Here is a 25,797-nt window from a genome sequence, read left to right on the forward strand (position 1 = left end):
TTTTGGAGTTGTGTTCCAATGATTTAGAACGTCTTTCCAAAGCATGGCATATACTGGGTGTGTGAGCAAGAGCGAAACAGGGTCAAAAAGCCGGAGAACCAACCGGCAGCGGGAGGCGGGCGCCGTCACCCGGGCCGAGACACGCCGGCGGGTGCTGGCTGCGGCGATCGAGGTGTTTGCCGAAAGTGGTTACGCCGCTGCAACTGTCACGAAGATCGCCGAACGCGCGGACGTATCCGTGCAGAGCCTCTACTCGTCGTGGGGCAGCAAACGCGGTCTGCTGCGCGGGATGATGGAGTCGCAGGTGATCGGCAACAATCCCGGATCGGTCAACCCCGACGACATGCCGCTGGCGATCTTGGGGACCTTCGATCCGGTCGCCGCCGACCCCCGCGACCTGATCGCGCATGCGACCCACCAGTTCCGGCTCCTCGCGCAGCGCGCCGCAGTCGGATTCAGGACCTATGCGCAGGCTGCCGCGATCGACCCCGAGGCCGCGAGCGACTGGCAGTCGCTGATGGAGGTCCGGCGGATGAGCATCCGCAACCTCCTCGCCACCATCGACCCGGCGCACCTCCGGCCCGGCCTGACCCCCGAGGCGGCTGCCGACACGGTCTGGGTGATCGCGAGCCCGCACACACATCAGCAGCTGGTCGGCACGGCCGGCTTCACCTACGACGAATTCGAGGACTGGATCCGGGTGACCGTCTGCGCCGCCCTCCTGCCCGACCGGAACTGACAGGCACCACAAGCAATGTCGACAGGCCCGGGAACAAACCCGCTCGCCCGGCTCTCTTATCTCCGACTGCAGCAAACGAGCTGCGACCGAACACAATCGGCCCGGAGAAAAGAGACCACGATGGAAACCCAGTACTTCGACACCGACTACGACGGCATCGTCGACACGATCGTCACCGACACCAACGACGACGGCTACATCGACGTCTGCGAATGGGACACCAACGGCGACGGAATCGCCGACGAGGCCGAGATCGACTACGACTACGACGGTTACGTCGACGAGTACGCCTCCGACACCGACTACGACGGCTACTACGACGTGGTGGTCGCCGCCTGATCCCTGCGCCGCCACGTCCTTCCCACCCGATCGCCGGTCACCTCGCAGTGGCCGGCGATCTGGCGTTGTGCCGGAATTTCGTCAGGGTGCTCATCGACTCCTCACAGGCACCTGCCAGGTTCGGAGACGACAATGAATGTCATCTGCAGACGATCTGGACACAATGAGGTGTACCCCCATGACGGCTACCGCCACCATCAAAGGACTCGCGACCGACATCATCGTGACGGTCGACGACCCAGCACTGCTTGACCTCGCGGTCGAACACATCCGTGCCGTCGCCTCCCGACTCGATGCCACCGTCAACCGGGACCACGACTGCGCCGAGATCGAAGCCGTTGATCTGGCCGGCGGCCAGCCCGTGCTGGTCTCCTCGCTGCTCGATCAGCTGATCATCGATGCCCTCTACTTTGCCGATCTCACCGACGACGCCTCGTCAGTGGTGCACTGCGGCGACGCCGAGTCACCCATCCCGCCCTGGCATCGCGTACAGCTCGGACGTGGAACCGTGACTGTTCCGTCCGACATCCGACTCGAATTGATGCCCACCGCGCGCGCATTCCTCACCGACCGCACCAGCCGACTCCTCGCAGATACCCTCAGCTGCGGCGTGACGGTCCAAGCGGGATCGGTGACCGCATCCCCCGGTGGCGCCACGGCCCGGGTGACCTCGGCCGACCTGTCCGCAATCATCGATCCACCGACAACCACGACCTTCGATTGCGTGAGCGTCGTCGCGGACACCGCCGACCTGGCCTACACCGCGGCGGTGTTCGCCCACCTGCATCCCGACATCGCGTCCGACTGGCTCCGTGATCACGTCCGGGGCGCGCGACTCGACGGTCCTCGCCACGCGACCACCACCGTCGGCACCTGGCCGACGTCTGATCACGTCTCGGCGGCCTGACCACGTCCGTCCCCGGGCACGCCCACCGTGCGGAAACCTGCATTGCCCATCGATGACACCGGCGTGTTGTGCGATCGGGCCGAATTCCGATAGCGGTTGCAGTACGAGTCGTGGCACAGGTACGAACCGCCCCGCAGCACCCGCGCCCGGCCGCGCTCCGGTCCCTGTGGATCCCGAGGTTCGGCACCTCGGTAGTACCGGGGGTCGAACCGGTCGGCACACCATTCCCAGACGTTGCCCGCCATCTGCCACAGTCCGTACCCGTTGGGCACATAGCTGCGAACCGGAGCCGTCCCGAGGTATCCGTCCTCGGCGGTGTTGTGCGCCGGGAACTCGCCCTGCCAGATGTTGCACAACCAGCTACCGTCGGCGGCGGTCAATTCATCACCCCAGGGATATCGCGCGCCGGCCAGGCCACCCCGGGCCGCGTACTCCCACTGCGCCTCGGTGGGCAGGCTGCGGCCCGACCACTCGCAATAGGCCTGCGCATCCATCCAGCTGATGTGCACCGCGGGATGATCACCCAGGCCGTCGGTGGTCGATGTCCGCCCGAAGGGTTGCTTCCAATCGGCGCCCGTCACAGCGAGCCACCAGGGCGCGTCCGGGTACTGCTCGATCACGTCGCCGGAATCCGCGACCAGCAGGTGGAACACCGCCGAAAATCCCTGTTGCTCGGCAACGGTCCGATACCCGGTGGCGGCCACGAACTGCGCGAAATCGTTGGTGGTGACAGGGTGGACATCCATGCTGAACGCACTCATCGACACCTCGTGCAACGGCAGTTCGCCATCGGCTGCGAATCCGTCGCCGCTGTGGTCCCCCATCACGAAGCTGCCTGCCGGAATCGTCACCTGAGGTACCCGGTGGTGACCCGTGGTCTCGATCGCCGGCACCGCGAAATCGTCACCGGATCCGGCGGCGGGCGTGCAGCATGACATGGGTCTCGATGCTAGCCCGGTGTGCCGAGTCGGCGTGAGTGAGGAGCACGGTCTGACTAGGCTGATGGTCGAGGTACGGCAGTGAAGTACGAGTATTCGCAACACCGATGAAGGGGCTGTCCACGATGACAAGCGTTCCGACTGAGCCACACCGAAAGTTCGATCTGACCGGGTCGCATGCCTGGCAAGAACTGTCTGCGCATCAGCCACATGTGTACGCGATGCATCTGCGGGAGGTCTTCGCCGTCGACCCGAACCGAGGGACCGATCTCACGATCGACGTCGGCGACCTCCACATCGATTACTCCAAGCATCGGGTGCTGCGTGAAACACTCGATCTGCTTCTGGATCTCGCCCGCCAGACCAGTGTCACCGAAAAACGCGACGCGATGTTCTGGGGTGAGCACATCAACACCTCCGAGGACCGTGCCGTCCTGCACACCGCACTGCGACTCCCCCGCGACGCGACGCTGAAGGTCGACGGTCAAGACGTCGTGGCCGATGTCCATGTGGTCCTCGACGCGATGGGCGAGTTCACCGACAAGCTGCGGTCGGGTGAATGGAAGGGCCACACCGGCAAATCCATCAAGACCGTGGTGAACATCGGCATCGGCGGCTCCGACCTCGGTCCGGTGATGGTCTACAAGGCGCTCCGTCACTACGTCGACACCGACATCCGCTGCGAGTTCGTCTCGAACGTCGACCCTGCCGACCTGGTGGCCGCCCTCGACGGGCTCGACGCCGAGACGACGCTGTTCATCATCGCGTCGAAGACGTTCACCACTCTCGAGACGCTCACCAACGCATCGGCTGCGAGGTCCTGGCTGCTCGACGAGTTGGGCGCCGGACCCGACGCCGTCGCCAAACACTTTGTCGCGGTGAGCACCAACGCAGAAAAGGTCTCCGAGTTCGGGATCGACACCGCCAACATGTTCGGCTTCTGGGACTGGGTGGGTGGCCGGTACTCCGTCGACTCGGCCATCGGGCTGTCCGTGATGGCTGCGATCGGCAAAGAAGCCTTCGGCGAGTTCCTTCACGGGTTCAACATTGTTGATCACCACTTCCTCACCGCCCCACTGCATCAGAACGCTCCGGTGGTGCTCGCCCTGATCGGGTTGTGGTACTCGAACTTCTGGGACACCGCCGCACGGGCGGTCTTGCCGTATTCGAACGACCTGTCGCGGTTCCCCGCCTACCTGCAGCAGTTGACGATGGAGTCAAACGGTAAATCCGTCGACATCGAGGGCCACCACGTCACGGCCGATACCGGTGAGATCTTCTGGGGTGAGCCCGGAACCAATGGCCAGCACGCCTTCTACCAGCTGCTGCACCAGGGCACCCGGATGGTCCCGGCCGACTTCATCGGATTCGCCGAGCCGACCGATGATCTCCCCACAGCAGATGGCACCGGCAGCATGCACGACCTGTTGATGAGCAACTTCTTCGCGCAGACCAAGGTGCTGGCATTCGGCAAGACCGCGGACGAGGTCTCCGCGGAGGGTGTCGACCCACATGTGGTCGCGCACAAGGTGATGCCGGGCAACCGTCCGTCGACGTCGATCCTGGCGCCCAAGCTGACACCGTCGGTGGTCGGGCAGTTGATCGCGCTGTACGAGCATCAGGTGTTCGTCGAGGGCGCCATCTGGAATATCAACAGCTTCGACCAGTGGGGTGTCGAACTCGGAAAGACCCAGGCCTCTGAGCTGTTGAAGGTGATCACCGAATCCGATTCACCGCAGGCTCAGGATGATTCGTCGACCGATTCACTGCTGCGCTGGTATCGGACTCACCGCGGCCGCGACGCATAGGCGGAACCGAAGGTATGAAGCAGAGGGGAAGGCCGATCGGTACCACCGAGCGACTCGGTGTATCAGATGACATCTTCTGGAGGACTCATCAGGGCATGGGCCTTCCCCTCTCCATGCAGGGGCTCTGGCGGTTCGACGACACCCTCACCGCCGCCGATCTCGAATCGGCTCATCGCGCGTTGACGCTCGGCCCGCTGACCCGGCGGGTGGTCCGTCGGCGGATCTGGCCGGCCCGCAACGCCTTTGCCTCCGATGCCGCGGTGGCGCCGATTCACGTCGAACCAGAACCGCTCGCACCCGGAACCATCACTGCCTGGGCCGACACATGCGGCGAGCGCAACCTCGACATCGACGCCGGTCCCGTGTGGGAACTGTCGCTGGCCCGGCTCGAAGCGGGCGGCAGTGTGGTCTCCCTGGTCTGCTCGCATGTGGTTGCCGACGCCCGCGCGCTGGTGACGGCCGCGGGGTTGGCCGCAAGCGAAACGAGTGCGGTGGCAACGACTTCCGAGGTATCCCCCGCCGGCCCGCCCTCGCTCGCCGACGACATCCGGGATGCTTCCTCGCAACTTCGGATCGTAGTCGGTGGTGTCGCCCGCAGCCTCTGGAAGGGTTGCCGCGATCGAGCGCATCGCGCCGAACTGTTCGCTGCGGCACAGCGTTCCGAGACCGGACCCGTCAAATCCTCCGGCTCGCCCCGGTGGCGGGAACCGACCGCGATCTTCTCCGTCGATGCCGGCGCCTGGAAACATGCTGCCGCCGAGCACCGCGGCACGGCGAACACCCTGTTCACGGCGCTGATCGGTGAACTGGTCTTGCAGATTCGCGGTTCCGGGCCCGTCGAACTCGCGCTGCCGGTGGCCCGCGGCGGGGACGAGGCGAACTCGCTGACCGCCGCCGCGATCGCCATCGGCTCGATCGACGAATGCCACGACCTGCCGTTGCTGCGGCAACGTGCCCGCGCCGGTTTTGCCGCCGCCGGTGACGGCTCCGGTTTGGGACCACCGGCCGGCATGCCCGCAGAACTCCTGCAGGTCATCGGGCACCGCGCCGCGAATGCCCTTGTCCCGGACCCCGGCTCGCGAGACGGGTTGGCCTCCAACCTCGGCGAACTCGACGGCTTCCTGTCGATTCTCGCCGGTCATCGGGGGCACGCGATCGCTGCCCGCTCCGTGCATCCGCGGCTTTCCGCGCGGGATACGAGCGCGACGCGCACCAGTGTCGCAGGCTGGGCCGCGGAGTCGGCCGGGGTGATGACCATCACCCTCGCGATCCCCGATCCAGCGGTTGCAACTGGTGAAGACCTACATGAACTCATCAACAAAGCTCTCGGTCATTGGGAACTGTCAGCAACGTATTGGTAGCCGACCTCTGCCTTTCCGGCACGGCGGTGGACAGATGACACAAAGTACGTACGGTCGGGATCATGACTGCCCAAACTCTGAGCACTCTGGCGAGTTCCACCAGCGCATTCGAATGGACTGAGACCAACAGTCTTTGGCTCATCGAGAATCCGATCCGGATTGTGACCTACATCGCTGCCGGATTGATCGGCCGATGGACTCTGCACCGCGCGATCGATCGTGCCACTCGGCGACCGCCGCCGGGTGCGGACGGCAGGCGCGCACAACCGGCACTGCTGAAGCACCTGCGCGACCGGACACCCAAGTCCCTGCGCGATCCGAAGGCTGTCGAACGCCGGCAGCAACGTGCCGAGACCATCGGCTCGGTGCTCAAGTCGTCGGTCTCGATCCTGATCCTCGTCTGGGTCTCGTTGACGTGCCTCAGCGTTCTCGAGGTGAACATCGCGCCGTTCGTGGCCTCGGCCGGACTGGTCGGACTGGCCATCGGTTTCGGTGCCCAGAACCTGGTGAAAGACTTCGTCTCTGGCGTGTTCATGCTGCTCGAGGACCAATACGGCGTCGGTGACGTCGTCGACCTCGGTGAGGCGATCGGCGAGGTCGAGTCAGTTGGCCTGCGAGTCACCACCATTCGTGACATCGACGGAACCCTCTGGTACGTCCGCAACGGTGAGATCACCCGCGTCGGCAACATGAGCCAGGATTATGCCGTGGCCCGCATCGAGATCCCGGTCGCACACAACGTCGATCTCGAACGGGCGCAGGAAGTCGCCCTGGAAGCTGCACAACAGGTGGCGGCCGACGATTCCGTCGCCGGCGACGTCCTCGGATCCCCGGAAATGCTGGGTGTGCAGGACGTCTCGGCCGACATGGTCACTCTCCGGATCCTGCTCAAGACCCGGCCCAACGCCCAGTGGTCGCTACAGCGCCGGATCCGGAAGGAGATTCTGGCAGCGTACGAGGCCAACAACATTCGCCTGCCCTACCCGAGCGGCCGAGAGTTCGGTCCCTCGACGATGATCGGCGGCGGGGCGCAGACGATCGGCGAATGATCCCAGCGGACTCGGCGCACTTCTACTGCCCCGCAGCGATCGGCCACATACGATCACCAGATGACTGTTCGCAACACGCTGGTCGCAGTGGTTTTCGTCGGGTCCCTGCTCGTCGGTGTCGCCGGGTGTTCGCAGGATACGGCCGGTACCGTGACGGCCGCGAGCCCGAGCGTCACCGTGCCGATCTCGGCCGTCGTCACGCTCCCGGCGGGTCCGATCGACCGGACCGCACCGGGCACCGACCTGCTCTGGTCCGACACCGCATTCCTGCCGTCCGATGCATTTCGGCCCGACGAGCAGCTCGCCGGGTTCACCGTCACCGGTATCGAACCGGCGGCCGACGGCGACCTCCCTGAATCGTTCACCCAGGGCGGTAGCCCGTTCTACATCCGCCTGACCATCACCCAGGTCGTCGACAAACAGCGCAACGTCCTGTCCACCATGGGCTTTTCCGGGAGCGCGGACGGCACCACCGCGGCGCTGACGGTGCTACCTCCCGAGAACTTCGCGAAGTGCCAAGCATCCCCGGCACCGGAAACACTGGCCAAAGGTCAGTCGTACGCCACCTGCCTGGTGGCCCTGGCTGATCCCGGTACAGACCTGACCCGGGTGATCTACTGGGCCGACACCGGTTCCGACGAATTCGACTACAAGTCCGCACCGGTGGTCTGGTCCGACGGAACCCCTCTCACGCCATCAGGATCCGTGGTTCCCACCAGCTGATCCCCCGCCGACCGTGCCGAACCCACCGCCGAGCGTGCCCATATCATCCCCCGGCCGTCACGCACTGACCGACTGATCCTCGATCAACGCGGCGATCACAGAGTCCGTGGCGGCCGTGTCACCGACGGTGATCCGCACGCCTCGCAGCGCACCGGGCGTCGCGCAGACCTTCGCCGCGACACCACCCGCGACGAGGTCGCCGGCGAGTTGCTGGGGCCGCTCGGTCGGCACGAACACATGGTTGGCCTGGCTGGGCAGGCTCGTGATCCCGATGTCGGCGAGATTCGCCTGCAATCGGATCCGTTCATCGCGGACGGTCCGAACCCGTTGCCGGAGCGCATCGGTGGCCGCCAATGCCGCAGGGACGGCGAGGGAGGCGGCGGACCCGACCGCAAACGGTACCTCGAAACGACGCACCTTCGAGATCAGTTGCACGGCACCGACGGCGTAGCCGACCCGAAGCGCGGCAAGTCCGTGCGCCTTCGAAAACGTCCGCAGCGCCACGACATTCGGGTGGTGCAACAGTAGTAGGTGCAGATCAGGCGTGTAGTCGGCGAACTCGAAGTAGGCCTGATCGAGGATCACCACCACATCACGCGGTACCCGGGCCAGAAACCGGTGCAGCTCGGGCTCACTGATGACCGACCCGGTGGGATTGTGCGGCGAACAGAGCACCACCACCCGGGTCTCGGCCCGGATCGCAGCAGCCATGGCAACGAGGTCCGTGCCACCATCGGCGCGCAGGGGCACCGCGTCCACCTGCACACCGGCCAGGTCCGCCAGGATCGGATAGCCGTCGAAGGTTGGTACCGCGGTGAGCATCCGGCCACCCGGCGGGCAAAATGCCTGCAACACTTGATAAGCCAATCCGGTGGCACCGGCACCGACACTGACCCAGTCACCGGGCACACCGAGATGGTCCGCAACGCGACCACGCAGTGTGTCGGGGACGAACTCCGGGTACCGGTTGGCGTTCCGAACCCACTCGTGCAGGGCCGCGGCCACGCTGGGGAGCGGCGGATAGGGACTTTCGTTGAGGTTCAGCGGGATCAGCACAGTCATCGCCCGCCCCATCGGATCGCGGCGGCTCCCGCATAGTCACCGGCATGCGCGAACGCTGCCATCAGCACGATGTCTCCGGCCCCGATCCGCCCGTCGGTGATCGCGGTGTCCAGGGTCAGGGGTACACCGACGCCGAACAGGTTGCCGCATTCCTCGAAGGTGTCCGGATGGCGCTCCGGCGGCAGTTCCATGGCATCGCGCCAGTTGCGCAGGAAGATCCGGTTGGGCTGATTGGTGATGAACCAGTCGATGTCGCGGGCGGCGACGCCGATCTTGTCGGCGACGTCGTAGGCGACCTCCGGAACCAGCCGATTGCCGCGCGCCAGCACCTTCGAGATCTTGGCCTCGGTGAATCCGACGTGAACCTGCCCCGTCCCGGCCTCCCAGTATTTGCGTTGCGGGTATGCCACCGAGGTCATGTCTCCGGCGAACTCGCCGTATGACCGGCATGTGGTGGCCAGGATCGGTGAAACATCACTCATTTCGAGCAGCCCCACGCTCGATCCGTCACCGGGTATCGCGGCCTGCGGCTTACCTCGCACCTGATCTTGGACAAATACCTGCCCGGCGCTGTTCTGGGCGTTGGCTATCAACGCTTTTCGGGCTCCGGAGGCGATCATCAGCTGCTGCGCCATCTTCATCATGTGGATGAATGATGCGCATCCGCCGTTGTGGACGTCGATCACCCATTCCGGTTTGATGCCGAGCCGGTGCGCAACCTCACCGCCGCAACCGACCACCGGCAGTTCCGGTAGCTGACTGTGTGTGATGAGGATGTCGACGTCATCGAGAACGTCGGAGCCGTGCCGGTCCAGGATGCCGGACATCGCGCGTTGGATCATTTCGGCCGATGTCTCATCCGGATCCGCGTGATGGCGGTACGCGGGCGCACGGAACATGAGATTGTCTGCCAGGTCATCGGATTCGGCGAACTGGGCGAAATAGGACGCCGGCACCCGGTTCGCGGGCAGGTAACTGGCCACATCGACCAGGGAGATCGTCGGCGCATTCATCGGCTCATCCATTCTGGTTTGATCGGCAGGTCATGGTGGTGGCGGTATTCGGCGATGGCCTTGAGGTTGTCCATCTCGAGCTGGTGGCCGGCGGAGAACATCTCCCAGAAGTCGCCCACCCACACCGGACGCTCCGGTGGTGCGGTCTCGGGGTAGGCGTTGTTGTCGTAAAACGGGTGTTTGCAGTTGTTCCACAACACCACCGACCCCGGCTTGTTCAGCACCACCTGCGCGTCGACCACCCGCATCAGGTAGATCATCCACAGGTGTTCACCCTGGTCCCAGGCACAGTGGTAGTCGACGGTCATGGCGTCGGCGTTGGACACCGTGCGGGTGAAGCACTTGGTGTTGTCGCCGAGGCGATCCTTGGCGACCCACAGACCCGATTCGTCGGTGGGTGTGAATCCACGCAGACTGTAGGTCCATTCCTCCAGAGATCTGGTGTCGGACAACCAGTTGAACAGCTCGCGGGGCGGTGCGTCGACATAGGCCTGGACCGGGCAGAACTCACCGAACACCTGATCGTGTGGATACACCGATCTCAGCATGTCGAGGATGATCGGCGTCGCCTTCTTCCGATCGTGGGTCTCTATTCGAACGAGACCCGGGAGGTCGTCGGCAACATGTCCGAGGTCTTCCAACGCGGGCAGGGTGACGGTCATCTGTTCTCCTCGATTGATCTGTGGGCGGAAAGAAAAGGGCCAAAAGGCGGAAGCTCATCCGGATCGGTCTGCACCACAAGACAATGTGGACCATCTCCGGAGAATGCGTGGTCGGTGGCGGTGACGAGATCGGTCCGTGAGCGGGCGCCGCTGACGGTCAGTCCGGGGAACATCGCCGACAATCCGGCCTCGAAATCGGTGGGCCGGAACCGGTTTACACTCGGGGTCCCCGGGAAGAAGAGCTGTTCGCGGGTCACACACATGCCGTGTGCGTTGTTGTTGAACAGGACCACGGTCACCGGCAGTCGGTGCTCGATGGCGGTGTGGATCTCCATGCCGTGCATGAGAAATGCCCCGTCCCCGGCCAGTACCACCGATCTTTGACCGGTGACCAGCGCGGCACCGATCGCCGCGCCGAAGGCATATCCCATGCCGCCCATCCCCAACGCGACAACAAATCGTCCGTCGCGACCAACAGGGAGGTGATGGATGGCTGCCGCACCCACGTTGCCGGCATCGGCAAAGATGTTGGTGCCCTCGGGTATCCGATCACCGACGGTCTGGATGACCTGGATCGATGTCAGCAACCCGGCGCCCCCGGGGTACAGACGTGCCGGGGTGGGCAACGCTTCGATACCGGGCACCAGGCGCCTCGCCGCGCTGCGCTCTGTGTCGATGTTCTTGGTGATCACCTGAATCGCCCAGCGCAGATCTGTGACCCCGACGTGGGTGTCGACGTCGATGGTCGGTGATTCGGCGCCTATGTGGATGACGATGGTGTCGCTGGTGTCCAGTCCCGCCCGGTCGGTCAGACTCAACCGGCTGCCGACCACCAGCAGGACCGCCGACGCCGCCACCGCGGTTGCTGCCGAAGGATGTCCCATCACGCCGGTCAGGCCCACCGTCGGCACACCGGCACCGAGCAGATCGCGGCCACCGGGCGTCGCGGCGAGTACCCCATCGGCCGCCGTGACCAGCTCGGCCAGGTCAGCGCCGACCTGTTGCCGGGATGCTTCCTCACCCGCCAGGACCGTCACTGCGCCGCGCGCGTCGGACATCATCGCGGCCACTTCTTCCAGCTCTGCCATCGACGTCACACGGACGTCCCGAACGCATCGAAGCCTGGTTCTGTCGGCGACTGCGGCGGTCTGGATGTCTTTCGGGATGATCAGTGCGACCGGACGATTGGTCGCGAGCATTCTTTCGGCGGCGTCGAGTGCGGCATAAATCTGCTGCGGTGCATCGATTTTCATGCACAACCCGGTGACCGCAGAGAATATTTTCCGGGCGTCGATGGTGTCCGGCGGATCGAGCATGTCCTGAAACCCCCCATGACCCTCCAATGCAGAGGGTGCCGAACCGATCAGGGCCAGCACCGGGACCCTGCTGTCGTAGGATTCGGCCAGTGCCGCAACCACATTCATGGCCCCTCCGCCGGAGGTCGTCATCACTGCGGCCGGTCTCCCGGTGATGCGCGCAGCTCCGTCGGCCATCGTTCCGGCGGAGAACTCATGCTTTGCCACAACAGGTTTCACACCCGAACCGGCGAGAGCCGCCGCGTACAGGTCTTCAATGTTCGCACCGTGTACCCCGAATATCCGGTCAACACCGAGTGCGCTGAGCCGCCGGATGATCACGTCGGCAACCGTTGCCCCCGCAACCTTGGGATTTGTCATGTAGCCAACCCTGCGCTCGCCCGCCTGAAAGCCTGCTGAAAGCACCCACTGGTATCTACCGAACAGCAGACATATCCTTGAGAAGCCCTCAGCAACGGTTCGGAGGCCGGCAAATGGCCAGAACGTGTGGATTCCGTGCGATGTTCCGCCGGAATCAGGGAGTGCGGATGCGCTCCACGATCGTGGCGACCTGCGTTGTTGCGATCGCGATGATCGTGGGCGCCGTGATCATGCTGTTCATGTTGCATCGGTATCAGGATCGCGAGATGTACAAGTCCACCGGTACGCGGTCGTATGACATCGCGCATCAGATCGACCAAGGCGGCCTGCCCAGCGTCGATCCGGAACTGCTCTCCCCCACAACCGGTATCGACATCATCCAGATCATCGACAACAACGGTGTCGTGGTGGCGAGCAGTCCGGGCGCCACCCAGGAGCCGATCTCGTCCGTCACACCCGGATGGTGGAACACCCAGCAGGTCGACAAAATCGAGATCGCCGGGCGATCCGGGACCTACTGCGGGCAGGTCACCGGTGCGCAATACGACGGCATCGGCTACAACGTCATCGCCGTTGTCTCCACGCAGGCGTATCTGTCGGGACTACTCGGCACCGCAGCGATCCTGGCCATCGAATTTCCGGTGGTGATCCTGATCGCGGGAGCGGCGATCTACTTCTTTGTCGGACGTGCCCTCGCACCGGTCACCCGCATCACCAAACAGGTTTCGGCAATCACAAGCTCCGATTTGAGTCGACGAGTCCCGGTCCCGTCCACCGACGACGAGGTGACCACACTGGCGGTCACCATGAACACCATGCTCGATCGCCTCGAGCAGAGCCGCAACAGCCAACTCGAGTTCGTCGGGGATGCCTCGCATGAATTGCGGTCGCCACTGACCACCCTGGTCGGCATCCTCGATCTCGCCGACGACACCGATTCAGCGATCGACGTCGAGACCGTGCGAACCATTCTGTTGCCCGAGGCTCTGCGAATGAACAGCATGGTCGCCGATCTGTTGCTGCTCGCCCGCGCCGACGAACGCGGGATCCCGCTGACCGTGGACGAAGTTGACCTCGACGACATCGTCGGTGCCGAGATTCAGCGCCTCCGCTCGCTGGGATTGGCCAAGGTCATCGCCGACGTCAGACCCATCCGGGTGATCGGCGATTCGGACAAATTGCTACGCGCCATCCGCAATCTCACGGACAACGCCGCCCACTACGCGGCGTCGACGATCACCCTGAAGATGAACACGAATCTGTCCACCGCGACCATCGAGGTCATGGACGACGGGCCCGGAGTCGCGGAGGATGTTCGGGAGAAGATCTTCGACCGGTTCTACCGGCACGACCCCGATCGTGGCCGCCATCAGGTGGGTTCGGGGCTCGGGCTGCCGATTGCGATGGAGATCGCGCGCGCTCACGGCGGGTCGATCACGGTCACCGACGCCCCCGGTGGTGGTGCCCGCTTCACCATGACCATCAAAACCGAGACCACCGTGCCGACGTCCACCGAACCCGCCCGCCGCGACGACCGGCCCGCGCCACTAGTCCTCGGCAAGGCAATAACCGGCGCCCCGGATCGTCTGAATTGAGTTGGCGCCGAACGGGATATCGATCCGTTTTCGGAGATAACGGATGTACACCTCAACGATGTTGACGTCACCGTCGTAATTTTCGTCCCAGATCGCCTGCATGATCTCGGTTTTGGTGACCACCCGCCCCTTGTTGCGCATCAGGAACTCGAGAACCGAGTATTCGCGGGGGGTCAGCTTGATCGGGGCATCGTCGCGACGCACACCGTGGTCGGATGGGTTGAGGGTGAGCGACCCCGCCGACAGGACCGCCGGTCTCTCGCGGACGCCGCGACGCAGCAATGCCCGCAACCGCGCCTTGAGGACAACAACTGAAAATGGTTTGACCAGGTAGTCGTCGGCTCCGTAGTCGAGCGCCTCGGCCTGGTCGTACTCGCCGTCCTTCGCCGAGAGCATGAGGACCGGAGTCCACACGTGTTTGCCCCGCAACCCCTTGATGACCTGATAGCCGTTGAGTTTCGGAAGCATGATGTCGAGGACGATCACGTCGAAGTCGTGCTCGGTGGCCTGCCACAGTCCCTCGGCACCATCGCGAGCGATGACAACACTCCAGCCGTCGCTGACCAGCATTCGCCGGACCGTCTCGGCCGCGCGAACGTCATCCTCGACCACGAGAACACGCACTACCGAGCCTCCTCCGGGCTGACCACCGCGGTTCCAGCGTACTTGGGCCAGTCCCCGGACCCGCCTACATCGAACACCAATTGATTCGCGTCGACCAACCACGGGTACCCGCTCAACGAAGGAGAAACCATGAGCCGAGTCTTGTCCACGCCGCCACCCGACGCCGGACTACGTTCCGTGCGCGGCCCGCGACACCTACCGCTGATCTCAACGTTGAAACTTATCCGCCGGCCGGCCGATCTTGCCGTGTCGCTACGACGTGGGTACGGCGACATCGCGCTGACGAGTGCTCTGGGCCGCAATGTCGTGGTGGCACAGGGTCCGGCAGCAGCCGAGGAACTGACACTCAATCGCGACAAAGCGTTTTCGACGGAGCCGGTCTACGAATTCGCATTGGGCAGATTCTTCCAGCGGGGAGTTCTCCTGATGGACTTCGAAGAGCACCACCGGGATCGTCGGATCATGCAGCAAGCGTTCACACCGGACCGGCTCGCTTCCTACCACCGGGCGCTGGAGGCAAGGATCCGCGAGTCGATCCGAGCACTTCCGGTTGGCCCGGCCGTCGACCTGCGAACGGTGTTCAAGGACCTCACGTTGGACATCGCTTTGGAAGTGTTTGCCGGTGTGGAGCTCGACCACGTCGAGGCCGCCGAGATCAACCGCGCCTGTGTCGATCTGATCGAAGCGGGCGGTGCACTGATCCGATTCCCCGTTCCGGGGCTCCGGTGGAGCCGTGGCCTGCGGTCCCGGCGACAGCTCGAAGTGTTCTTCGGCGATCTGGTTGCGGTGAGGCGGTCCGGAGACGGGAACGATCTGATGTCCGAATTGTGCCGCGCCGAGGTGGACGGTCAGCGTCTGAGTGACGCCGCGGTGATCGATCACATGATCTTCATGATCTTCGCAGCCCACGACACCGCAACGATCGCGCTCACCGCCACTGCGTTCGAGCTCGCGAAGAGCGCCGAGTGGCAGGACCGTGTCCGGTCCGAGGTGCAGGCACTGCCGGAGACGATCACCTACGAGGACCTGACATCGATGCCACTGGCGGAGCTGGTCATGAAAGAGGCGATCCGGCTACGGCCACCGGTCCCGGTGTTGCCGCGCGCAGCCGTAAAAGACACCGAACTGTGCGGCTTCCACATTCCGGAGGGCACGTTTGTGGTGGTCCTCGTCGGAGCAAACCATCGCATTGATGACGTCTGGCCCGACCCCACCCATTTTGATCCGGACCGGTTCCGAACCTCTGAACACGATGCCGGCAGACACCGGATGGCCTGGATGCCGTTCGGCGGCGGTGTTCACAAGTGCATGGGTATGAACTTTGCCCGGATGGAAGTTCTCACGGTCTTGCATCGCATGCTTCGCGAGTACGAGTGGTCGGTGCCACAAGACTTTTCGATGCCTGCCGAAGACGGCTCGCTGACCGTGAACACCGGCTTCCCGGCGACCGTACGCAGGCGGAGCTTCAGACCATCCTGCGCGTGATCGATGCCGGTAGATGGCGCAGCGCCAGGTCGATCGCGGTCCAGGGCCAGCGCGGCACCACCACCCGGTTGCGTTCGGATTCGATCGCGGCGATCAGAGCTGCCACGCCGGCGTCGCGTTCGGTCATCATCTTCGTCTTCACACCGGCATTGATGTCGGTGGAGATGTAGCCGGGCAGGATCACGCTGACCTTGATGGGCGAACCGGCCAATTCCGCCTGCAGACCCTCGCCCAACGCTGACAGCCCGGCTTTGGACGCCGAATACGCGGCCTGGGCCTTCGGGAGCCCACGCACCGCGCTCATCGAGCTGATCAGCACCAGATGTCCGGAGTTCTGGGCCCGGAAGATCTCCATCGCCGCCTCGACCTGGGCCAGCGCGCCGACCAGATTGGTCCGCACCGTGTCGAGATTGGCGTGTGCCTTCCCGGTCCCGATCGGCGCGCCCTTGCCCAGCCCGGCGTTGACGATCACCCGGTCGAGCCCGCCGAGTTCGTCACGGAGCGCACCGAATACGACCGGCACGGTGTCGACGTCGGTCACATCGAGCGCTGCGGTGGCGATCTGCGATGCCTGTGCGCCGAGCTCTGCCTTCAGCTCGTCGAGCCGCTCGATCCGCCGGGCACACAGCGCCAGCGCACGTCCTTGTGCCGCATAGGTTTTGGCCATACCCTCGCCCAGACCCGAGCTGGCGCCGGTGATCAAGATCTTGTTGCGACTCATGGCTGGAACCTACCCTCTCGCGCCACCTGCAGCGGTCACCGGATTCGCCCGGACGGCCGACCCGCCGGGCAAACAGGACACGAATGCGCCGTCGCCCCACCGAAACGCCAGGCCCGGAACCGGGAAGTCAGTGCTGATCATGTGGGCACCCGAGGCCAGCGCCATCCTCGGTCGACGATGTTCGTCCGCCTTCGCCGTCGACACCGGATCATCGGAGCGGGTCCGGACCAGGTACCCCCGGTTCACCAGCTCACGAATCCGGAGGAAACCCTGACCGCGGGGATCGTTGTGCATGATGAAGGCCGAATCCGGTTGTCCGGGAGGTGGAGTCGTGAATGCCACCCGACCTTCCAGGCTCGGCCGGCCGGCGCGGTAATTGTCGCGGATGTAATCCTGGTCGCCGTAGTCGAGGAAGAACAGCACCGTGCCGCGGACGTCGTCCACCTGCGGCCAGCCCGGACCGAGCACCGCCTGCTCCAGGGTCGGTGCACTGCCCCGGATCCGGTCCGGTGTCAGCAAGGCCGACTCGTCGTCGAACACCGACCGGATCTCGGCGTCGAGGGCATCGAGCACCGCCGGCGACCATCGCGGTACCCGGGCACCCCGCAGCACCAGAGCCCAGGGCCACGACGCCTTCAGTTCGAGTTGGATCACCACCGGCACATGGCCGGGATGCTCCCTCGACCAGCGTTTCACGGTCTGCAGCGCACCCGTCAACGTCGGACAACTGGTTCGGTAGTCGGCGTCCGGTGCATGCATCACCTTGAATCCGGGTCGGCCCCAGAGTGGTTCGGGCCGGGGTCCGCGGCCGCGCCACCTGCGCGCCAGCGGCCAGGCGTACCGACCGCCCTCGGGATCGGGATAGACGTCGAGCTCGATCCCACGCACGTGCTGGTCGGTCAGCTGCCGGTCGAGCGGAAGATGTTCGTAGCGGTACGAATCCAGGTTCGAACCCATCAGCCACCCGAATCGCTCGTCGGGTGTCATCAGCTGATGCGACGAGTTGTGGGTGGCCATGAACTGGATCTGGTTGAGCTGCAAGCCCGCCGGAAGCGGATCCTGGGTCACTTGAGCAATCTCGACATCCGTCGGTCGGCCAGGACCTTGCCACCGGTCTGGCAGTTCGGGCAGTACTGGAAGGACCGGTCGGTGAACGAAACCTCACGGACGGTGTCACCACAGACCGGGCACGGCAGTCCGGTGCGGGCATGAACACGCAACCCAGATCGCTTCTCCCCCTTCAGCCGCGCCACCTGCTGGCCCTCGAGCCGCCCGATGGCATCGCGCAGGACCTCACCGATCGCCGAGTACAGGGCATCGACCTGCTCGTGCGTCATCGTCTTCGACGTCGCAAAGGGCGACAGTTTGGCGGTGTGCAGGATCTCGTCGCTGTAGGCGTTGCCCACCCCGGACAGGATCCGCTGATCGGTGAGCACCGTCTTGATCCGGGACCCCGACGTTTTCAGCAATTCGGCCAGTTCGTCTCGGCTCAGCGACAACACATCCGGGCCCAGCGTCTTGATCCGTTCCACCTCGGACGGGTCGCGAACGATCCACACGGCGAGCCGTTTCTGGGTTCCGGCCTCGGTGACGTCGAATCCCTCACCGGGCAGTCCGCAATGGACACGCAACGCGATCGGACCTTTACCGCCGGGGCGCGGCGGGGCGGGTGACAGATTGTCCGACCAGCGCAACCATCCGGCCCGCGAGAGGTGGATGATCAGGTGGATCGGGCCAGGGTCGTCACCCGCGGTGGTCATGACCAGGTATTTCCCGATCCTGGTCACCGATTCGATGGTGCGCCCGGCCAGCGCGGTATATGGCGGATCGGCGGTTTTGAGCACCGCCAGAGACGCCACGTCGACACGTCGGATGGGGAGTCCGGCAGCCCGGCCGTCAACAAAATCGGCGATGGCCTGCACCTCAGGTAACTCAGGCATGAGCCCAGTATGTTCTAGTAACCAGATGCGCTCCAGTGGTTCGGTGACCGATGCCGAGTTGGCCAGAATGTTGGCCGAAGGCGCCGGGAAAATCTTGGTGGACATCCGGTATCAGCATTTGCTCAGCGGATATCTGCTCGGCGACGTCGGCGATGCGATGGCTCAGGCGTGGATCGGTGCAGTCTTGGCCCAGCATCGTCCGACCGATGCGGTGCTCTCGGAAGAGGCCACCGACAACGGTCGCCGGCTGACCTCCGACCGGGTCTGGATCATCGACCCGCTCGACGGCACCCGCGAATTCGCTGCCGGACGCAACGACTGGGCGGTCCATATCGCCCTGACGATCGGCGGCCGGCCTGCCGATTGTGCGGTCTCGCTACCGGCCATCGGAGAGATCTACACCACCGACACCGTGCCAGCGGTCGGCGGCGAACTGACCGGCCGGATGGTCGCATCCCGCGGTTGGGCCTCCTACGAATCGGGCCACGTCTCACAGCGACTCGGCCTCGACATGGTCCCGATCGGTTCTGCGGGCGCCAAGGCCATGGCCGTCGTCCGCGGTGACGCCGATGCCTACGTCCATGCCGGTGGACAGTACGAATGGGACAACTGCGCACCGGTCGGTGTGGCCCAGGCTGCCGGACTCCACTGCAGCCGCATCGACGGATCCGATCTCGAATACAACCGGCGCAGCCCGTTCATGCCCGACTTCGTGATCTGCCGCTCCGAACTCCGCGACCCGATCCTTTCCGCACTCGCCGAGATCGCGTAGCCCCACGCCCCCACCACCCGATGATGTGGCCTTTTGGCGGTGCCCACCTGGGCTTTTGTTCGCCAAAAGGCCACATCATCGGGTTAGCGAGGTGGGCCTAGCGGGGCGGGGGCCAGGATCTGAGCAGGTAGATGTCCATGATCCAGCCGTGGCGTTCGCGGGCCGCGTTACGGGTCTCGCGGATCTGCTCACCGACCTCACCGACGGTGCCGGCGATGAGCAGCTGGTCGGGCGTGCCGAGGTAAGCGCCCCACCAGATGTGATCGTCTGGCGATGCCGTCTGCAGGAAGGTGCAATCGGCATCGAGCATCACGACCTGATTCGCGGCGGCCCTTTTCGGGGTGTCGGCCAGCCGGCGTCCGGTGGTGATGTGGATGGGTTCGCCGATGCGGTTGAGCAGGATCTTATGTGCGGCGGTCAGCGACGCAAAGCTCGTGATGCCGGGGATCACGCTGTGTTCCAGCTCGAGGTGACCGCGGGCGACGATGGTGTCGATGATGCGGAGCGTGCTGTCGTACAGCGCCGGGTCGCCCCACACCAGGATTCCCCCGACGCCGTCGTCGGACAGCTCGGTGGCGAGTGCCTGCTCGATCAGGTCGGCCCGGGCGTCGTGCCAGCGACGGACCTCGGCGGCGTAGTCGTCGGGCGTGCGGTCGCGGGGCGGATCCGGGACTTCGACGAACCGGTAGTCGGTGTCGAGGTAGCGGTCGCAGATCTCCTTGCGCAGGCCCACCAGGGACTGCTTGACCGCTGCGCCCCGCTCGGGTGCCTTGTCGAGGACAAAGAACGCGTCGACGGATTTCATCGCATCGATGGCCTCGATGGTGATCTGGCGTGGGTCACCCGGTCCGATGCCGATGACGAGTAGTTTGCGCATGGTCAGGGCCTGGCTTTCGAGAGTCCGTGGAATCGACCGGTGATGTCACCGATCGTGCGGCGCGGCAGGAGCCGGCGCAGGGCGAAGACGATCGGGGCCTTGTTGCCCTTGGCGTACAGCGGCTTCGGGTCCTTCGCCAGTGCCGCTTCGACGATCACCTCGGCCATCGGCGCGACGGCCAGACCCGCGTCCTCGTTGCGGCGGGTGGCGGCGGCCACCGTGTCGTAGTCGCCGCGGTAGGGCGAGTTGTCGGCCAGGAAATAGCTCCGCCGGTCTCCGATGCCGGTCGCGATGGTGCCCGGCTCCACGGTGCAGATCGCGATTCCGAACGGCGCCAGCTCGCGGCGACTGCCGTCGGCGAACGCCTTGAGCGCCGACTTGGTGGCGCCATAGGACGAGCGGAAGGCCAGCGGGAAACTCGACAGCATCGAACCGACCATCACGACGGTGCCGTGCCGACGTTCCCGCATCCCGGGAAGCACGGCCTTCGTGAGGGCGATCGGGCCGAAGACATTGGTGGCGAACAACTTCTCGATGGCGTCCATCGGAGTGTCCTCGAGCGGACCCATCTGCGATTCGCCGGCATTGTTGATCAGGATGTCGATCGCTCCGGCGTGCTCGGCGCAGCGAGCGATACTGGCCGGGTCATTCTGATCGAGTTCGAGGTAGGTGACGCCGGGAATCGGGTTGGCAATGGCGTCGGGCCGCCGGCTCGTACCCAGTACCGTCAGCCCGCGGGCAACCAATTGCCGGGCGACTTCGGCGCCTATTCCACTCGATGCGCCGGTGACCAACGCGATGTGACTCATCGCTCAACACTAAGACCCCCGATGCCACGGACCGCACCAGCCCCAGCCGCCGATCACCCGCTCTCATCGACCACGAAATGTCGGTCCCCGAAAAATGAGTGGCGATCCTGGGAAATACCTGAGCATCCTAGATGCGTTGCACACACCAAGTGCGGTAGAAGGGTGTTGGACATGTTGGTCGGCGTGAGCTTGGCAATCATCGCGGCAGTGGGCTACGGCCTGTCGTCGGTGATGCAGGCGCTCGGCGCCCGGCAGGTGGCCCGCGCCCATCCCGACGATGAGCGGATGGCCACCGCGGCCGGTTCACCGTCCTGGCGGTCAACCGCCGCGACCGCGATGACCGGGGTCTTTGTCGTGGGTGCGATATTCGACGTCCTCGGGTTCGTCGCCGGAGCCGGTGCGGCCCGAATGCTGCCGCTGTTCCTGTCGCAGACGATCGTTGCCGGCAACCTCATCATCACGGCGCTTCTCGGCATCCGGCTCCTGGGCATCAGACTGCACCCCCGCGACTACATCGCGATGGGCACGGTACTGGTGGCGCTGTTGCTCCTGGGTTCCGCGTCGCAGCCGCACACCGCGTACACGACTCCGAAATCGCTGCACTGGGCGTTGCTGGCGGTGACCGTGGTGCTGGTCGCCGGATCGCTGTTCACGGTTCGCCGGATCGGCCGCGCGGGGTCGGTGACCGCCGGTGCCGCCGCGGGCCTGCTGTTCGGGGCGGTTGCGATCGGCGTCCGGATTCTCGACGGCATCGATCCGCTGTCACTGCCGACCATGCTGGCCGATCCGGCCGCGTGGGTGATCGCGATCGCCGGAGCAGCGGGGTTCTATCTGCACACCGTGGCCCTGCAACTGGGCGAGGTGAACGGGTCGACGGCGGCACTTGTTGTCGGAGAAACAGCGGTACCCGGGGTCGTCGGGGTGCTGTGGCTCGGTGACTCGACGGTGCCCGGTATGCAGTGGATGGCTCTGGCCGGTTTCACGTTTGCCGTGCTCGGCGCGGTGGCCGTTGCGATGTTCGGGTCCGCCGAAGCCGAGCGCTCGGCGGCGGAGAACCTGACCGGAGCAGCGGATACCGGGTTCGGTTCGAAGCCGTTCACCGTACCGGCTGACTGCAGCTCGTTGGAGCATCCACAAGAGAGCAGAACTGCGCCGGACGGGTCGGCCGATAGCCCGCCGGAACGCCTGCGTCGGCAATGATCTCGCGGTAGGCGGCGACGGCCGGTGTGGCCTGACGGGTCAGCGTCGGATCGGTCATGACGTCCACCCGATAGAGACCAAAACGGGGTGTGTAGCTTCCCCACTCGTAGTTGTCGGTGATGGACCAGTAGTTGTAGCCGACGACATTCATCCCGTCGGCGCGCGCACGAGTGAGCCAGTACGCCGCATCGCGCAGCTGATCTTCCCGCTGATATCCGTCGGGCCGAGGATTCCCGTTCTCGGTCGGCATCCCGTTCTCGACGATGTACAGCGGCTTGCCCGGGAACTTCCGCGAGTAATAGCGCAGTGCGTAATAGAGGCCGTCGGCCGCCGACGTCGCCTTCCAAAACTCTTCGGTCGCAGCGTTGTACGTGTTCAGATCCGTTGCCGACACCGAGTAGTAGTAATCGATGCCCACGAAGTCCTGCTTGTCCGCGATCCGGTCGAGGAACATCGCATCGAGAGCCGGCTGGACGGTCGGCAGGTAGGCCGAGTTCGACGTCACCCAGGCTCCCGGCTGACGCGCATGGATGTGGTCGTAGATGCTGCGATGCACCCGCACCAGCTGATCGAGCATCAACGGAACGTTGGGGGCGGCGACACCACCGAACGCCAATTCCTTGAGATAGGTGTAGACGATCGGTTCGTTGACGGTGACCCAGATGGGATCGAACCGGGCGTAGCGGTCAACCACCTTGCGCGCGTTGATCAGCCAACTCTCGGCCATGTCGGGGTTGTTCCAGCCACCGCGATCGGCGACCCAGCCCGGATACACCCAGTGATCCAGGGTGATCATCGGACGCATCCCCGCCAGCAGGATGTGGTGCACCACCCGGTCGTAGTATTCGAGCTCACGCTGGTCCCAGACGCCCGGCGCCGGCTGGATCCTGGCCCATTCCACGCTGATCCGGTACACCTTGACGCCCATGTCGCGGGCGTTGTTGATGTCCTCGACGTAGCGGTTCCGGAAGTCGACCGATGTGCCCACCGGGTCGTCGACCCGGTCACTGTTCGAGTACCGCCGCCAATTGCTGTCCGGCGAGGAACCCTCCGACTGGAAGCCCGCGGAGCCGACGCCCCAGAGGAAATCCGGTCCCAGGCCCTGATCCTGCGCCGAGGCCGGTGCCGCCGGAATCATGATCACGCACACCAGTAGTGGGAGCACCACCGCCAACAGTCGTCGCATCTTGACCTGCCCAGGATTGCCGAAACCGATCACATCACGAAGGCCAGGTTGGCCAGGACCTTCTCGCCCAGCACCCGGTCACCGGAGATGCCCACGGCCCCTTGGGAACCGGTGGCGCGACCGCCGGCCAGACGGGCGAACTCAGTGTAATCGAATGTCAGAGTCAGATCTGGATCTCGGTCGAGCTCGCGAACAATTCCCGCGCGCCCGTCGACTGCGATGTTCAATGTCCGCGGAACCGGACCTTCGACGACGAACCGGACTCGGCTGCCGTCCGGGGCTCCGGCCTTCTTCCCCACCACGTACGGCATGCTCTCGAAGATCTCGTACATCGCCGCGACGATGGGGATCCGGTCGGTGGTCATCTCCACACCGAGCGTGTCGCAGAGGTCCAATTGGTGCATCCAGCAGTCGAAGACCCGGATCCGCATGAACCTGCCGTAGGTGTCGGGGCCGGCCGGTGTGAACGAGTCTGCGTCCCACTCCTCCTGGGTCATCGCCGCCAGTGATGCCGTGCGGCGCGCGATGACGTCACGATAATCGGCGAGCACCGTCGCACGATCCTGCGTGCGGTAGAACTCGAGCCAACGCTCGTTCATCACGCCGATGTCGTTGCAGACGTGGTCGAACGCATCGACGTCGGCCGCAACCTCGGGCAGCGGGTCACCGAGCAGCATGCGCTCGGTGGTCATGACATGGGCCACGACGTCGCCCACCGACCATCCGGGGAGAATCGATGCGCTGCGCCACTGTTCGTCGGTGATCGATGCGGCCAGGGTTTCGACAGCTGCCCACACTGCCGACAACGCTTCGACGAGTGGTTCCTTCGGCAAGATGGTTCGGCTCATACGCGATGACGATACTTCGGTACCTGTGGTGCCCTAGGCAGGATTCGAACCTGCGACCTACCCTTTAGGAGAGGGTTGCTCTATCCCCTGAGCTACTAAGGCGCTTCGGGTGAAGACTCTACCTGCGTGACGACGGTACCCGGGTATGGGCATGGAAGAAGCCCTGTTCGTGCGGTGCCGGACGCGCGATCTGCGGAAATCCGCGGCCATCGGCAACTTTCGGGGTGCGTACTGCAATACTTGAACTCGCTTGTCGCCGTTCGAGAGGGGTATGACATCAAAAAGTTTTTGGCACCGGCGTTGATCTTCTTCGGGATCGCCCTGCTGACCGCTGCAATTGCAGTCCCGTTGTGGCTGGTTCCCAAGCTCAAAGTGGTCCCGCTGGACTTGGATATCACCTCGGTGTCGACGTCGGTTCCGGCAGGTCTGACTGATGACAACAACACCCCGGCACGCGTTTTCAATCGCTGTTCGATCAATGAACCGAGGGCTGAGGTCCTCGACGCCCATCTGACACAGCAGCGTCGCAGCATCATCATCAATCCGTCGGACTCCGATCAGGCAACGCTGCAGTCCGGACAGACGGTGATGATCGACCTGCTCCGCGACGGCGACAAGACGACCGAGCCCACTGCAGAACCGGTCAATGCCAAGCGCACCTGTAAAGACGCCGTTCTCACCTCGAACGTCGATGTCGTGTCCGTGGATCGCGAAACGAGCAAGCCGAACGGCAACATCGCGCGCATCCACACCCTCGAGGCACCGGAAGGCACGGTGACCATCGACGGCACCGACAACTTCGTCGAAGCACCTCGCAAGGGATACCAGTACAAGTTCGGCTTCGACGTGAAGAAGACCGATCAGCTGTACTACGACGCCAACACCCGGCAGGACGTGCCCGCGAAGTTCGTTGAGGAAGAAAAGATCAACGGCCTCACCGCCTACCACTTCGTCAGCGACGTTCCCGAGGTCGATCAGGTGACGCTGCCGACGCCGAACGGGCAGCCGGCACTCGGCACCTCGCTCGAGAAGCCGGCCAGCTGGTGGGGTATCAAAGGCGTCCCGGCCAACGAGCCCGTCGTGATGGACCGTTTTGCAAAAGCCACCCGCCACGTCTGGGTGGAACCGGAGACCGGCACGATCCTCAAGGGTCTGGAAGAGCAGCATCAGTACTTCAAGTCCCCGGGCTGGGAAGATCCTGATCTGGCCGCACCGATCCGGGAGTTCCGGATGGACGCCTTCGCGGCCACCATGGAGTGGAATGACACCACTGTCGACCATCAGTCCGACAAGGCTTCCGGTTACGTCGATCAGCTCCGGATCGGTGGTGTGATCGTTCCGGCGATCCTCGGCGTAGTCGGTGTTCTGCTCCTCATCGGAGGTGTGATCCTGCTGCTCCGACGTCGTCCCGGCGGCGACGCATCCAATGACGACACCGTGCAATTCGCGAAGACCCCCTGATC

At 64.5% G+C, this 25,797-nt stretch carries 25 protein-coding genes and 1 tRNA gene; 12 read left to right on the forward strand and 14 right to left on the reverse strand.

Annotated features, from left to right (window positions below):
* The first annotated feature begins 61 nt into the window (after positions 1-61).
* From H290_RS0119495 to H290_RS0119510, 3 genes are all read left to right on the forward strand, one after another.
* On the forward strand, positions 62-739 hold the full coding sequence (locus H290_RS0119495) for a TetR/AcrR family transcriptional regulator (protein WP_196809589.1): 678 nt from the start codon (positions 62-64) through the stop codon (positions 737-739).
* 120 nt (positions 740-859) lie between these two features.
* Positions 860-1,078 (forward strand): hypothetical protein, encoded by a 219-nt coding sequence (locus H290_RS29275; RefSeq protein ID WP_020108512.1) that lies wholly within the window; start codon positions 860-862, stop codon positions 1,076-1,078.
* A 178-nt stretch (positions 1,079-1,256) separates the two neighbouring features.
* Entirely contained in the window at positions 1,257-1,985 is a 729-nt protein-coding gene (locus H290_RS0119510) for a hypothetical protein (protein WP_020108514.1), read from the forward strand.
* On the opposite strand, the gene H290_RS0119515 is transcribed toward H290_RS0119510, so the two are convergent.
* On the reverse strand, positions 1,967-2,923 hold the full coding sequence (locus tag H290_RS0119515) for a formylglycine-generating enzyme family protein (RefSeq protein WP_020108515.1): 957 nt from the start codon (positions 2,921-2,923) through the stop codon (positions 1,967-1,969). The two genes, H290_RS0119510 and H290_RS0119515, sit on opposite strands and share 19 nt — an antisense overlap.
* A 125-nt stretch (positions 2,924-3,048) precedes the next feature.
* Between H290_RS0119515 and pgi the strand changes: the two genes are divergently transcribed.
* The 4 genes from pgi (at position 3,049) to H290_RS0119535 (ending at position 7,864) form a co-directional block, all read left to right on the forward strand.
* On the forward strand, positions 3,049-4,731 hold the full coding sequence (gene pgi, locus H290_RS0119520) for a glucose-6-phosphate isomerase (protein WP_028463410.1): 1,683 nt from the start codon (positions 3,049-3,051) through the stop codon (positions 4,729-4,731).
* Between the two features lie 95 nt (positions 4,732-4,826).
* Positions 4,827-6,092, forward strand: a complete 1,266-nt coding sequence (locus H290_RS0119525) for a hypothetical protein (protein ID WP_155976945.1) — start codon at positions 4,827-4,829, stop codon at positions 6,090-6,092.
* Between the two features lie 62 nt (positions 6,093-6,154).
* Positions 6,155-7,141: a mechanosensitive ion channel family protein gene (locus H290_RS0119530; RefSeq protein ID WP_020108518.1), complete on the forward strand. Its 987-nt coding sequence runs from the start codon at positions 6,155-6,157 to the stop codon at positions 7,139-7,141.
* Positions 7,142-7,201: 60 nt separating this feature from the next.
* Positions 7,202-7,864 (forward strand): hypothetical protein, encoded by a 663-nt coding sequence (locus H290_RS0119535; protein WP_020108519.1) that lies wholly within the window; start codon positions 7,202-7,204, stop codon positions 7,862-7,864.
* Positions 7,865-7,921: 57 nt separating this feature from the next.
* Here H290_RS0119535 and H290_RS0119540 read toward each other — a convergent pair whose 3' ends face one another.
* From H290_RS0119540 to H290_RS29280, 4 genes are read right to left on the reverse strand one after another with little or no spacing between them, the layout of a single operon-like run.
* The gene (locus tag H290_RS0119540; RefSeq protein WP_020108520.1) at positions 7,922-8,926 is read right to left on the reverse strand and encodes a histidinol-phosphate transaminase; all 1,005 of its coding nucleotides are present in this window, start codon (positions 8,924-8,926) and stop codon (positions 7,922-7,924) included.
* The gene (locus H290_RS0119545; protein WP_028463414.1) at positions 8,923-9,939 is read right to left on the reverse strand and encodes a 3-oxoacyl-ACP synthase III family protein; all 1,017 of its coding nucleotides are present in this window, start codon (positions 9,937-9,939) and stop codon (positions 8,923-8,925) included. The genes H290_RS0119540 and H290_RS0119545 overlap by 4 nt, the downstream gene beginning before the upstream one ends.
* Positions 9,936-10,601 (reverse strand): hypothetical protein, encoded by a 666-nt coding sequence (locus H290_RS0119550; RefSeq protein WP_020108522.1) that lies wholly within the window; start codon positions 10,599-10,601, stop codon positions 9,936-9,938. Before H290_RS0119550 ends, H290_RS0119545 begins: the two co-directional genes overlap by 4 nt.
* Positions 10,598-12,277 carry a thiamine pyrophosphate-binding protein gene (locus tag H290_RS29280; RefSeq protein ID WP_020108523.1) on the reverse strand — a complete coding sequence of 560 codons (1,680 nt, stop codon included), beginning with the start codon at positions 12,275-12,277 and terminating at the stop codon, positions 10,598-10,600. The genes H290_RS0119550 and H290_RS29280 overlap by 4 nt, the downstream gene beginning before the upstream one ends.
* Positions 12,278-12,444: 167 nt before the next feature.
* On the opposite strand from H290_RS29280, the gene H290_RS0119560 reads away from it, so the two are divergent.
* Entirely contained in the window at positions 12,445-13,872 is a 1,428-nt protein-coding gene (locus H290_RS0119560) for a cell wall metabolism sensor histidine kinase WalK (protein ID WP_196809590.1), read from the forward strand.
* On the opposite strand, the gene H290_RS0119565 is transcribed toward H290_RS0119560, so the two are convergent.
* Positions 13,825-14,496, reverse strand: coding sequence for a response regulator transcription factor (locus tag H290_RS0119565; protein WP_020108525.1), 672 nt, complete (start codon positions 14,494-14,496; stop codon positions 13,825-13,827). The two genes, H290_RS0119560 and H290_RS0119565, sit on opposite strands and share 48 nt — an antisense overlap.
* Before the next feature lie 129 nt (positions 14,497-14,625).
* On the opposite strand from H290_RS0119565, the gene H290_RS0119575 reads away from it, so the two are divergent.
* Positions 14,626-15,981, forward strand: coding sequence for a cytochrome P450 (locus H290_RS0119575; protein WP_028463415.1), 1,356 nt, complete (start codon positions 14,626-14,628; stop codon positions 15,979-15,981).
* On the opposite strand, the gene H290_RS0119580 is transcribed toward H290_RS0119575, so the two are convergent.
* The 3 genes from H290_RS0119580 to H290_RS0119590 are packed head-to-tail and all read right to left on the reverse strand — an operon-like array spanning position 15,962 to position 18,642.
* The gene (locus H290_RS0119580; protein ID WP_020108528.1) at positions 15,962-16,702 is read right to left on the reverse strand and encodes an SDR family oxidoreductase; all 741 of its coding nucleotides are present in this window, start codon (positions 16,700-16,702) and stop codon (positions 15,962-15,964) included. The two genes, H290_RS0119575 and H290_RS0119580, sit on opposite strands and share 20 nt — an antisense overlap.
* Before the next feature lie 9 nt (positions 16,703-16,711).
* The gene (locus H290_RS0119585) at positions 16,712-17,770 is read right to left on the reverse strand and encodes a Ca2+-dependent phosphoinositide-specific phospholipase C (protein WP_020108529.1); all 1,059 of its coding nucleotides are present in this window, start codon (positions 17,768-17,770) and stop codon (positions 16,712-16,714) included.
* The gene (locus tag H290_RS0119590) at positions 17,767-18,642 is read right to left on the reverse strand and encodes an Fpg/Nei family DNA glycosylase (protein WP_028463416.1); all 876 of its coding nucleotides are present in this window, start codon (positions 18,640-18,642) and stop codon (positions 17,767-17,769) included. Before H290_RS0119590 ends, H290_RS0119585 begins: the two co-directional genes overlap by 4 nt.
* On the opposite strand from H290_RS0119590, the gene H290_RS0119595 reads away from it, so the two are divergent.
* On the forward strand, positions 18,641-19,414 hold the full coding sequence (locus H290_RS0119595; RefSeq protein ID WP_051122130.1) for a 3'(2'),5'-bisphosphate nucleotidase CysQ: 774 nt from the start codon (positions 18,641-18,643) through the stop codon (positions 19,412-19,414). The genes H290_RS0119590 and H290_RS0119595 overlap by 2 nt on opposite strands.
* 97 nt (positions 19,415-19,511) lie before the next feature.
* Here H290_RS0119595 and cobF read toward each other — a convergent pair whose 3' ends face one another.
* Together cobF and H290_RS0119605 are read right to left on the reverse strand one after the other, a co-directional pair.
* Entirely contained in the window at positions 19,512-20,291 is a 780-nt protein-coding gene (gene cobF / locus H290_RS0119600; protein ID WP_020108532.1) for a precorrin-6A synthase (deacetylating), read from the reverse strand.
* Between the two features lie 2 nt (positions 20,292-20,293).
* A complete protein-coding gene (locus H290_RS0119605) occupies positions 20,294-21,100 on the reverse strand; it encodes an SDR family oxidoreductase (protein WP_020108533.1) in 807 nt (268 codons plus the stop codon).
* A 183-nt stretch (positions 21,101-21,283) separates the two neighbouring features.
* Between H290_RS0119605 and H290_RS29285 the strand changes: the two genes are divergently transcribed.
* Complete coding sequence (locus H290_RS29285) at positions 21,284-22,300, forward strand: hypothetical protein (protein ID WP_196809591.1); 1,017 nt, start codon at positions 21,284-21,286, stop codon at positions 22,298-22,300.
* Here the strand turns inward: H290_RS29285 and H290_RS0119615 are convergent.
* From H290_RS0119615 to H290_RS0119625, 3 genes are all read right to left on the reverse strand, one after another.
* Positions 22,197-23,486 (reverse strand): family 1 glycosylhydrolase, encoded by a 1,290-nt coding sequence (locus tag H290_RS0119615; RefSeq protein ID WP_028463418.1) that lies wholly within the window; start codon positions 23,484-23,486, stop codon positions 22,197-22,199. The genes H290_RS29285 and H290_RS0119615 overlap by 104 nt on opposite strands.
* A gap of 29 nt (positions 23,487-23,515) precedes the next feature.
* Complete coding sequence (locus tag H290_RS0119620) at positions 23,516-24,334, reverse strand: maleylpyruvate isomerase family mycothiol-dependent enzyme (RefSeq protein WP_020108536.1); 819 nt, start codon at positions 24,332-24,334, stop codon at positions 23,516-23,518.
* A gap of 26 nt (positions 24,335-24,360) precedes the next feature.
* A tRNA-Arg gene (locus H290_RS0119625) sits at positions 24,361-24,436 on the reverse strand.
* 186 nt (positions 24,437-24,622) lie between these two features.
* On the opposite strand from H290_RS0119625, the gene H290_RS29290 reads away from it, so the two are divergent.
* Complete coding sequence (locus H290_RS29290) at positions 24,623-25,795, forward strand: DUF3068 domain-containing protein (protein WP_231373757.1); 1,173 nt, start codon at positions 24,623-24,625, stop codon at positions 25,793-25,795.
* Positions 25,796-25,797 lie beyond the last annotated feature (2 nt).

Source organism: Nocardia sp. 348MFTsu5.1 (genome assembly GCF_000383535.1).
Classification (GTDB): Bacteria; Actinomycetota; Actinomycetes; order Mycobacteriales; family Mycobacteriaceae; genus Williamsia; species Williamsia faeni.

What these genes read in the sequence shown, in the direction of transcription:
- H290_RS0119580 (WP_020108528.1), bottom strand. Translation starts at nt 16,702, where the DNA reads ATGAGTCGCAACAAGATCTTGATCACCGGCGCCAGCTCGGGTCTGGGC.
- H290_RS0119535 (WP_020108519.1), top strand. Translation starts at nt 7,202, where the DNA reads ATGACTGTTCGCAACACGCTGGTCGCAGTGGTTTTCGTCGGGTCCCTG.
- H290_RS0119575 (WP_028463415.1), top strand. Translation starts at nt 14,626, where the DNA reads ATGAGCCGAGTCTTGTCCACGCCGCCACCCGACGCCGGACTACGTTCC.
- H290_RS0119540 (WP_020108520.1), bottom strand. Translation starts at nt 8,926, where the DNA reads ATGACTGTGCTGATCCCGCTGAACCTCAACGAAAGTCCCTATCCGCCG.
- H290_RS0119560 (WP_196809590.1), top strand. Translation starts at nt 12,445, where the DNA reads ATGCGCTCCACGATCGTGGCGACCTGCGTTGTTGCGATCGCGATGATC.
- H290_RS0119525 (WP_155976945.1), top strand. Translation starts at nt 4,827, where the DNA reads ATGGGCCTTCCCCTCTCCATGCAGGGGCTCTGGCGGTTCGACGACACC.
- H290_RS0119590 (WP_028463416.1), bottom strand. Translation starts at nt 18,642, where the DNA reads ATGCCTGAGTTACCTGAGGTGCAGGCCATCGCCGATTTTGTTGACGGC.
- H290_RS0119620 (WP_020108536.1), bottom strand. Translation starts at nt 24,334, where the DNA reads ATGAGCCGAACCATCTTGCCGAAGGAACCACTCGTCGAAGCGTTGTCG.
- H290_RS0119530 (WP_020108518.1), top strand. Translation starts at nt 6,155, where the DNA reads ATGACTGCCCAAACTCTGAGCACTCTGGCGAGTTCCACCAGCGCATTC.
- H290_RS29275 (WP_020108512.1), top strand. Translation starts at nt 860, where the DNA reads ATGGAAACCCAGTACTTCGACACCGACTACGACGGCATCGTCGACACG.
- cobF (WP_020108532.1), bottom strand. Translation starts at nt 20,291, where the DNA reads ATGCGCAAACTACTCGTCATCGGCATCGGACCGGGTGACCCACGCCAG.
- H290_RS0119595 (WP_051122130.1), top strand. Translation starts at nt 18,641, where the DNA reads ATGAGCCCAGTATGTTCTAGTAACCAGATGCGCTCCAGTGGTTCGGTG.
- H290_RS29280 (WP_020108523.1), bottom strand. Translation starts at nt 12,277, where the DNA reads ATGACAAATCCCAAGGTTGCGGGGGCAACGGTTGCCGACGTGATCATC.
- H290_RS0119515 (WP_020108515.1), bottom strand. Translation starts at nt 2,923, where the DNA reads ATGTCATGCTGCACGCCCGCCGCCGGATCCGGTGACGATTTCGCGGTG.
- H290_RS0119510 (WP_020108514.1), top strand. Translation starts at nt 1,257, where the DNA reads ATGACGGCTACCGCCACCATCAAAGGACTCGCGACCGACATCATCGTG.
- pgi (WP_028463410.1), top strand. Translation starts at nt 3,049, where the DNA reads ATGACAAGCGTTCCGACTGAGCCACACCGAAAGTTCGATCTGACCGGG.
- H290_RS0119545 (WP_028463414.1), bottom strand. Translation starts at nt 9,939, where the DNA reads ATGAATGCGCCGACGATCTCCCTGGTCGATGTGGCCAGTTACCTGCCC.
- H290_RS0119550 (WP_020108522.1), bottom strand. Translation starts at nt 10,601, where the DNA reads ATGACCGTCACCCTGCCCGCGTTGGAAGACCTCGGACATGTTGCCGAC.
- H290_RS0119615 (WP_028463418.1), bottom strand. Translation starts at nt 23,486, where the DNA reads ATGCGACGACTGTTGGCGGTGGTGCTCCCACTACTGGTGTGCGTGATC.
- H290_RS0119605 (WP_020108533.1), bottom strand. Translation starts at nt 21,100, where the DNA reads ATGAGTCACATCGCGTTGGTCACCGGCGCATCGAGTGGAATAGGCGCC.